Source organism: uncultured Methanobrevibacter sp. (assembly GCF_947169325.1).
In the GTDB taxonomy this organism is placed as follows: domain Archaea; phylum Methanobacteriota; class Methanobacteria; order Methanobacteriales; family Methanobacteriaceae; genus Methanocatella.
Genome location: NZ_CAMVPN010000023.1, coordinates 18192 through 28772 on the forward strand (window position 1 = coordinate 18192; position 10581 = coordinate 28772).

Annotated in this window: 5 protein-coding genes; 2 read left to right on the top strand and 3 right to left on the bottom strand. The window is 26.2% G+C overall.

What is annotated here, in order from left to right; all coding sequences use genetic code 11:
- Positions 1–22 precede the first annotated feature (22 nt).
- The gene (locus Q0W26_RS05055) at positions 23–2017 is read left to right on the top strand and encodes a DUF2971 domain-containing protein (protein WP_298523093.1); all 1995 of its coding nucleotides are present in this window, start codon (positions 23–25) and stop codon (positions 2015–2017) included.
- Positions 2018–2048: 31 nt separating this feature from the next.
- Here Q0W26_RS05055 and Q0W26_RS05060 read toward each other — a convergent pair whose 3' ends face one another.
- Positions 2049–4118 (bottom strand): P-loop NTPase fold protein, encoded by a 2070-nt coding sequence (locus Q0W26_RS05060; protein ID WP_298523095.1) that lies wholly within the window; start codon positions 4116–4118, stop codon positions 2049–2051.
- A gap of 243 nt (positions 4119–4361) precedes the next feature.
- Complete coding sequence (locus tag Q0W26_RS05065) at positions 4362–5537, bottom strand: hypothetical protein (protein WP_298523097.1); 1176 nt, start codon at positions 5535–5537, stop codon at positions 4362–4364.
- A gap of 182 nt (positions 5538–5719) precedes the next feature.
- On the opposite strand from Q0W26_RS05065, the gene Q0W26_RS05070 reads away from it, so the two are divergent.
- Positions 5720–9010, top strand: coding sequence for an ATP-dependent RecD-like DNA helicase (locus Q0W26_RS05070; protein WP_298523099.1), 3291 nt, complete (start codon positions 5720–5722; stop codon positions 9008–9010).
- Between the two features lie 25 nt (positions 9011–9035).
- Here Q0W26_RS05070 and Q0W26_RS05075 read toward each other — a convergent pair whose 3' ends face one another.
- Entirely contained in the window at positions 9036–10295 is a 1260-nt protein-coding gene (locus tag Q0W26_RS05075; RefSeq protein WP_298523101.1) for an exodeoxyribonuclease III, read from the bottom strand.
- Positions 10296–10581: the final 286 nt, after the last annotated feature.

Here is a 10581-nt window from a genome sequence, read left to right on the forward strand (position 1 = left end):
ATTAATGATAAATATTACCACAATGTGGATTGACAAATATTTTGAATTAATGTTTTCTTCAAAAAAAAGAAATATAAAATTAGCACATGAATTAAAAAATAATCATTTTCCAAATTCATTATATAAATATAAATATTTTGATGATAATAATCACACTTTAGATTTATTAAAAACTGATTTAATCTTTTTATCCAAAGCAAGTACTTTGAATGATCCTTATGAAGGAGAAATATTCTATGACAAAGATATATTATATGATTACTACTTTTACAAAGAAATCCTACCAAATTTTTTCAAAAAAGCTAAATTAAATAAAAATCAGATTGAACAGATTATATTTAGTAAAAATCCAAAAAAAGAACAACATAAATTTATTTACGAAAATGATTCATTGGTAAATAAAGAAATTCCCATTGAAGAACATTATAATAAATCTATGGAAATTAACAAAAAATATTTTGATTATCCAATTAAAAAAATAATTAAACAACGTAAAGAAGAAGTTTATTTAACTTGTTTTTCAAAAACAAATACAATAAATCCAATGTGGGCGCATTATGCTTATAATCATACGGGGATTTGTATTGAATACAATATAAAAGATTCAAATGAAGAATATGTTTCAAACTGGTGTTACCCAGTTAAATATGAAGATAATTATGATTATACAAAAGAATTAATGAATATTAAAGATAATGGGAAAAAATTATTACATGAAACATTACTTAAAAAATCTACTGAATGGAAATATGAAAAAGAATGGAGGATTTTAATAGATTATGATATTCAATTAAGTGGATTAATTAAAAAAGAATCTGATTATTTTTTAAAATTACCAAAACCACAAGCAATATATTTAGGAATAAATATTTCAAACAAAAATAAAGAAAAAATATTAAAAATCTGTGAAGATAGAGAAATTTCAGCATATCAAATGGAAATTAATAGAAAAAATCATCAATTAAAAACTAGTAATATTAAAAAATTTCCAATGGGCAAATGGAATGAAACAGAATATATAATTGATTGTATCAAATATAAATCATTGAAAAATTTATTAAAAAAATACTTTTTTAAACATAAAACTAAAGAAGAACAATATAAAGATTTTTCAAGAATAATTAATTCCTTTTGTAAACTATCCCCTGATGAAATAACTTATTTTTTAGATACAATTTTATTTAACAATGAAATATTTCCAGTTTTATATCCATATTACTATAATGTATTATTATTTTTGAATCATTTAAATGAAATTGACAAATTTAATAAGTATAAAACTAGAGATGGATTAAATATTTCTGAAAATATAAAAAAATGGATAAGCAACATGATATCAAATTTTTATTTCAAAAAAATTATAAGATATATGATGTTTTATGAAAAATTATTTATGAGATTCTATAATCGTTATGTGATTTTAAATAAAAAAGAAAAAGAGAAATATGAATCCCAATTGAAAAAATATGCTATTAAAAATGATTATGTGACATTAATTGAAAAACATGATAAAACTTTAATACATCCATTTTCTAACCCTTCAATAACTGAATTAATCAAAGAAAACATATTACATAACTTAGAGATACTAATAACTTCTTATTATAAGCATGGAATATTTAATGAATGTTTATGTTACAATGAATATAAAACATTTAATTCAATGATAATTAAATTAGAAAATTTAACCTGTGATAAATACAATAAAATATATGAAAATTCAGAATTACCATTTATATATGACTGGATTTTTAATGAATACTATGATAATACATTACATTGTGCATGCAAAACCCTAAAAGATAATCCTCATTTATTAACATTAATTTCACTTAATGATGAAGAATTATTAAAAAATATTGCAATTATTAACTATAATAATGATAAACAAATAGCAAACTTTGCTGAAAAATGTTGTGATGAATTAAATTTAAATTATAAAAAAATAATCCCCCTAAAAGATATATTCCTAAATTATTTTAATCCAAAATTTAATCCATATAAAATATTTGAATAAGTTAACTTTTAATATAGTAAACACAGGAATATTAATTACCCAAATATTGATTTAACTCCTTTAAAAATAAATCAAAAAAATTTAGAGTTGACTTATCCCGTGTATTTAATTTAAATTCATCAATTACACTTATCAACTTTTTAAAATCATAATATTTTTTTAATTTTTCAAAATCAAAAGTCCATTGTTTTCTTGAAATTCCATTTAATAGATTAATGGATTTAGAACTTTTAATAGAACTAACTAAAAATTTGGCTAAATTTTCACTTGAAATTGAATTTAAATCTAGAAAATCATCAATTTCCTCTTTATTGCCCCATATTTCCCAATATTGAATTATTTCCAAAAGATGATTAGAATCAAATAACCGTTTATTATTTGCTAATTCTTTAATTTTCTCATAAATTATTTTTTCAAGTTTTAGCACATCCTCTTTAGAAATATATAACTCCTGTTGATTCTTTTGTTTATTGCCATATACTCCCCAATCACATTCAATTCCATAAATTAATCTAGAAATAGAGTATAAACTAAAATTTTTAGAAATTGATTCACAAATTAGATTAAAAGATAAATCTGGAGAAGATAAATTATAAAATAGAGTATCTAATAACTTTTCAATATAGATATAACTATCAGAAAAAATAGTTCCATTATCAATATTTATTTCATCAGCAATTATAAAAATTGCTTGAATTAAATTTTTACTTTGATCTTTTTCAAAATTTTTAGATTGATGTATTAATTTAGTGAATAATGATAAAGATTTTCCATCTTCATTCAATGATTTAATTTCGATAGATATTTCATTAGAATCATCTAAATTTACAATTTGATTTACTAAAGCATTACTTACCTCATCATCTTCAAGAGATAATGTGAAATATTTATCAAAATGATTGTTACTGCATAATCTCAATTCTTTATCATCCATACCATCGTGATCTAAGCTGATATTAGGAATCTGTATTCTATTAAAAATAGGCAAAATATAAACTAATAACGATAACAAAGACTTATTATCCACTTTAGAAACATTACATAAAACATTATAAAAATTATTAATCATTTCATTCTGTTTATCACGGTCATGCCTTTGAATTGAAACATAATCCAATAAAAATTTTTTATTATTTTTTATTTCATCATAACATTCCCTTTCAAATAATTGTAAAGTTAATAACAATAAAAAATCATTAATATTTATTTCATCTTTAAATGAAAATAAATAAAAATTAAAAACATTAATAAGTCTATTTAAATCTCTAATATTTTTAATAAACGGAATAATCATCCAATAGATATCATTAAAATCATCTAATTGGATTAAAGAATCATTACTAAACTTTTCATAAATTGGATAAACTCTGTTAAAAATTAGTGAATTTTTTCTTGATTGAGTAATTTCAGGAACCAATATTTCAATTTGAATAATTTTTTTAATGTAATCTTCACCAGAATATAATTGTAATTTATTTAATGTTTTAATAACAATATTCTGGTCAAAAGATAGAATATAAATTACATTTGGAAAATCTGCTAAAGATTTAACTAATAGGAATATTTGTTGAATTTCATCATCAGTTAATCTATCAATGTTATCAATGGAAATAATGATTTTATAATTTAAATTCGAAAAAATATCAAACAAATCTTCTTTAAATGAATTAAATTTTTTAAACTCCTCCTGTTTTAGAACTTTATCTAAATCCAAATTTGATGATAAAAATTTTAAATTTACATTAATAGAAATCCCTTTCATAAATTTAAACAATATATCTTTAGCTTTTTTTGTAAAATTATCAGAAAATTTAAGTTCATTTAATAATCTATTGAAAAACTGTAATATTAAATTATCTTGATTAGAGAAATACCATGGATTAAAATCAATGAAAATCCAATTATCTTTTTCTTTTTTAATTTCAGAAAAAGTTAAATTTAGAATAGATGTTTTACCACTCCCCCATTCCCCCATTAAACCAATTACCAAACAATCTTGAGAATCATAATTACAAATTGATTTTGATAATCTTTTAACAAATGGCATTCTATTTAATTCATCTTCATTTTCATTAGATATTGGCTTATCTGAGTTAAACATATTTCCACCAATAATTATTCTCTGATAACTGTTTAATTAACTCCATCTATTGATATTATGTATAATTAATTGATAAATACTAATGATTAATAGAAAAGAATACTCTTTAATTCATGAATTCAACTAATTATCATTTTAAATTTTATTAATATATATGTTTTCAATATTTTATTTATTACAATTATATTATCCATCAATCCCTGAATAAATTTAAAATACTTTATTTAATATTACTTACATGTATCACAATATTGATTCTCTAAAATGAAAACCAAATACTGACCCTTTTTTAATTAAATAATTAAGGATTTTTAACAATTGATTACAATACTTTAACACCCATTTCTGATCATTTGCAACATTAACAATAAATCCGGTAATAGCTGAATCGTTAATGTATTCCGCAACGTTCTGATTTGACCTTTCATTACCTGCCTGAGACTGAGGAGTCACGAATGTTCTCAAAATATTATTTCTAAAGATTTCAGTCTGTCTAGTATAGTCGGACTGATAGTTGTTACCTCCTAAGATTTTGGATTCAATTCCAGGAGGCACAATAGCCACATTTGAATCAGCAGTAGTTCCATAATCAGCATATAAGTTTTCTTTGGCGGTTGATGAGAGTTCCATAATATATGGGCGGCCGTTTTCATCAATGGATGGTTTAACCTCAATGATATTGTCCTTGTTGATTCTTTCAACTTGGTTTCTCTCCAAGTTGCATTTATGGTAAATGTCATCCAGACAGTTCAGGATAATGCTTTGGGCTTCTGAATATATTTCATTGTACATGAAGTTGATTACCTGTTCTGGTTCATATTTGACTGTTAATGTTCCCTCTTCAACGCTAATGAAGTTGTTGAAATCTTCATGAGATCCGTTAACAACATCTTTGGGCATTTCATGCAGGTATAGCTGCACTTCATTATCGTCATTGAATTCTTTTTTTAATCCATAGCCATGAGCACCGATTTCAAGAAATATTGGCTTGATGTATTTTCCTATGGATTTGTCCCATCTCTCGACTGGTTTGATTAAACCTTCTCCATCAACCATTCCTCCTTGCAGGATTTCTTTAGCAACTTGGCGGATGTCGATTTTTCTTGCCCATAAAATTAAAGTTATTTTCTGCTCTTGAGATAATCTGTTTTCTTTATCTACAAGCACCATATTAACATTAGCTTTATCGATACGGTTTTTTAAAATTCCTGAAGTGTAACCGTCAAGTTTAACAGCATACCGCGCATTAGCTATTGTCTTGTTGATTACTGGCGGAAGTGCATCGGGCAAGTCAAGGCCAGTATTTATTCCATCAGTTCTAGGCTGTCTTTCATTTTCTCCCCAATAGCTGCGCTTGGTATTGTACTGCTCCACACGATTGTTCAGTAATCTGGTTTTAATGTAATCAGTAATTCCCATATAATCACCATAACATTTTAAGTTTTACTTTGAAGTTATCTTTATTATATTTTTTATTATATTATTTATATAAATTATATAATAAATTTAATTTTTCGTACTCATTTTATTATTTTTATTAATACATAACTTTTTACTAAATTACTATCAAATATCTATAATGACTAAAGGTCGGTGATAATATGGCTAGAGCACCTTTGTATGAATGGCAAAAAGAAGTGATTCGAGAAGAAGCCGGAACAGAAAAATTAACTGAAGATGATTTTTTCAGGGATATGGAAAAAAATGGATTCAATACTAGAAATATCCCACAATCAGAAATAGAAAAGTATGCGATTAAATATGATATGGATTATGAAAAAGTTAAAAAAGCTGTTGATGCCGCCAATATCGAATATTCAAGAAAATGCAGAAAAGAAGCTCAAGAAGATTTTAAAAAATATTTAAATTCTAAAACTGGGTACATAACTAATGATGAAAGAATAAAACTAAGAAAAAAATATGATAAATCTATTTACTATCCAATTGATTTAGATTCTTTAATTGATGAATTTAATAAAGAAAAAACTTTAAAACGATTTAAACAAGAGTTGAATTCTAGGACTGAATGCATTACTGATGAAGAAAGAAAAATACTAAGAGAAAAATATTATGAATTTACTGATTATCCTGTGCCTAATTTTAATGAATTAATTGATGAATTTAATCACAATATTAATAAATCAAATTACAAATACCATAAGGAAGCTTTAAATAAAAAAAATATTGAGTTAGCAAATATACATCAAAAATTTAATGAATGTATGATTAATTTGGATAATTATATGGGCCAATATTATTTGGATGAAGAAAACAGGATATTAAGAGAATTAGCTTTTCATGATGCAGAGATTATTAAAATAAAATCAGAATTTACAACATACAATTTATTGAATCATTTAAAACAAATTGGTGAATCGAAAAATAAAGAAATCAGTAAAAAAATTAGAAATGGCGAAATTACAACACAAAAAGAATTAACTGATGCATTAGATTCACAAATTTTAGATTCACAATTAGATTCACCTAACTATTTGCCTGGAGTGACACTTAGAGATCTTGCTGATGACTATTGTGAATTAGCAGGATATACTCATTGGGAATTTAAAAGTAAAATATTTTATTTTTATAATTATCATAATTCTGAATTTCATAAAATTAATTATTTTGACTTATTTGAGGAAGTCAATGAGTTATATGAATCCGACTTATTAAATGAATACGAGCAAGAAAAAAAATATTATAGAGAAAACAATTATACAAATGGTCAAAGTTATCATAGTCGAAATCCAAGTATAAAAGAAGCAGGTGGGATTAATATGGGTAATGAAAATGGATTGTCTGCTGCAGAAACTGAAGCAAGCGTAATTGAGTTTGATGAAGAAAACAATGAGGGATTAACTACTGAACAGCAAAGAGTTGCTAATGAATTGTGTGATAATCTTGCACCAATTACATTTATACAGGGAAAAGCCGGCAGTGGGAAATCTTATCTCATACAAGAACTCCAAAAATTATTGGGTGTAGATGAAATTTTATGCCCTACTAATCTAGCAAAACAAGTTTATGGAAATGATGCTAAAACTATACACTCTTTCTTTTATAATGAGTTCGATGCTATTGAAGAAGGATTTCAGAACCCTCAAGAATATAATCATGTTAGAAATGATAACTTTCTAAGCAAAGTTTATTTTAAAAAGATTTTTGTTATTGATGAAGTTTCTATGGTTCGAGCAGACGTAATGGAAATGATACATAAAGTACTTTCAACTGCATTAAAAGATAATTCACCATTTGGTGGAATTAAAATGATTTTAGTTGGTGATTTATTCCAATTACCACCAATAGTTGAATCAGAGGACACATTCAAATATCTGCAAAGGGAATATGGTGGAGTTTACTTTTTCAATAGCCACATAATTCAAGATAATCTTTCAGAAATTAAATTTTATGAATTAAATGAATCAGTGAGACATAAAGATGATTCTGATTGGGCAACTATGTTGGATATGTTCCGTGAACCTCCAAAAGTAAATAAAATCATCCCTGTATTGAAAAAAATCAATAATAGGGTTGTTCCTCGAGATGAAATCCCCGAACATGCTAAAGCAATAACTCCATCTAATGCACAAGCTATTAAAATAAATACTATGAAATTAAATGAAATTTCAGGAGAAACATTCATTTCAAAAGCTCATTTTAAAATCAAGGAATTAGATTCTGATAATTATCTTGAATTTGATTATGATGAAACTAATCTAAACTTAGACACTACAATGTATTATCCTGTTGAAGTTCCATCTAAATTTGATCCGCTTTTAAGATTCAAAATTGGCGCATATGTTATGTTAACTGGTTCAGTTAGAGGAGGAGCTAAGAATGGAGATTTCGGCACTATAATCGATAAGCAAAAAGAATATAACAAATATGAAGATAAGACCTTTGACATGATTTTAGTTGAATTAGAAAAGAACAATGAAATAGTTCATGTAGGCCTTAATGCACAAAGCGCAAAAGACTATAAATATGAAATGGTTTATGACCCTCTTCAACATTCTTTAAGGCGTAAAAAGCCATTCATCCAAAGTGTGATACAATATCCTTTGAAATTAGGTTATGCTTTTACTATACATAAATCCCAAGGACAGACTTTTGATTCAATGCTTCTTGATTTGGAAAGTAATATTTTTGCTTCAGGACAATTATACGTTGCTTTAACTCGTATTAAAAAATTAGAGAATTTATATTTAACAAAACCTATTGCATTCAGTGATATAATTGTTGATGAAAGGATTATTCATTTTTTAGAATTTTTAAGAACAGGAAAACAAGTTTCAGAAGACATATCTTCAATTGAATCTCAAAAATCTAAAAACACTCCTTTAAATGATTTGTTTAAGAAATTCTTACAGGAAACAAAAAATAATATCAGAACTGAAAATGATATTAACTACGTAATTTATAGAACCCTTGACTGTGCTCATGCCCTTTATCAGGAAGACGAATTTGAAATGATGCTAATTGAAATTAAAAAGATTATACAAGTTATTTCTAATTCATTTGTTATCTCTGATGAAGATAGAATGTTTTTCAAAAGAGTTAACGAAATAAATGATGGAGCTGATGAGCATGTTTGCGATTTAGCACTATCAGCTATTTTCAACATATATAAAAAAGTAAATAACAATTCACAACCTATACTAATAGACAAATACGAAACAAAATTAAATGGTGGAAATGTAAATAAAACCAGTAATGAGTACAATCCTCGAAATGATTCCCCAAAAACTGTAAATAAAAAAAGTGAATCTAAAGTTTCAACCCGTTCAAATTGGAAAGGTAATTATGATGATGATTATGATGATGGTGGAGATGATTTAAACTTTGACTATAGTGAGGATAGAGGATATTACGATGAGGATTACTTTGACTAGAAGTAAATGTTACTATATGAATTATCTAAATAAAATCTCCTTTAGGCCTTGCTTCAATTCCTAATTTCTTATACATTCTTCGGGTTGCTGGATTGGATTCAATAGCTAGATATTTGTCCCCGTCGTCTCCGTGTTGTGGTATGACTTCATTTTCCATCCAGTATTTCTTTAATGCTGGTGGTTGACGGCCGAAGTTCCAGAATGATTCATCTGGCTCGAAACCGGTTTTCTCTTTAATGTCTCTAAGGATTTTATAGGATCTTCTATAAGGACTTGCAGTTATTAAAATAACGTAATTGTCTTTAATCAAATTAATTAAATCTGTTTCGTATTTTTGGGATTTAATTTTTTTATCCAAAGGCATTGTTCTTATTTCTTTTGAGTTAGCTATTAATGTATAATTCAAATCCAAGAGGATTATTTTATCTTTAGGAATTTCCAATTTGTCTTCACGGACTTCCTCTTCTTCATCTTCTGTTTCAATTATTTTAATTCCACATTGGTAACAGAATTCATTATCGTTATTATTGACTGTGCCACATACTGAGCAGGAATTTAATTCTAATACGATTGGTGCATGGTCTGAACCCATTTGGTCTTTTAGAATATATGAGTCAGTCAAAGTATTTTCAAAAGTGTTTGACACTAAGAAGTAGTCAAATCTATATCCTTTGTTTTCCTCCCTAAATCCTTTCCTGTTTGGCCACCATGAAAAATTGTCTCCTTCGGAATGGAACTTTCTAAATGCATCAACATATTTGGTTAAGATTTCCTTAAACCATTCCTGTTCTTCTGGCAAGAACCCTGATTTGCCTTTGATGTTCTTAGGATTTTTAGCATCAATCTCAGCAGATATTCTGTTGAAGTCTCCGCAGATTATTGATGGCTTGTTTGATTTGTAAACATATTTTGTTAACTCATCATAGAATCTGTATTTTCGATCAAGTCTTTCAGGTGAGCTGGCACCGGATGGGCAATAGACATTATACAGATAAAAGTTTTCAAACTCCATTCTGACAACTCTACCTTCAGAATCAAACTCCTTATCTCCAAAACCTTTTCTAACAGAAAGAGGTTCGACTTTGGTATAAATAGCTGTTCCATATAGGTTAACCAGTTCAGATGCAGGATAGTTGTAAGAAATGTAATTTTCAATCTCAGGTATTTCAGTTGACTTGACTTCTTGCAAACATAATATATCAGGGTCTTGAGATATTATCTCTTCTAAAAAACCTTTCTCAATTATTGATTTAAGTCCGTTAACATTCCAGGATATAATTTTCATTGAAACCACTCATTTAGTAATATGTTAATAATAATTTATGTTATTCATTTTAAATATAATTTTCAAAATAAATTTAATATATTTTTATTATGCTCATTATATAAACAAAATAATATACCAACTGAAATATCACAACCTTACCCACAAATTTAATTAACCTGCCAAATCTAAACTATAGTATAGAAAGGTTGAGAGAGAAAGCATATAAGCAACTGATATTTAGAGTGATATAATGATGATACCAACAATACCTACCCCAGAAGAATTATTGGACAAGGGGTTCAGC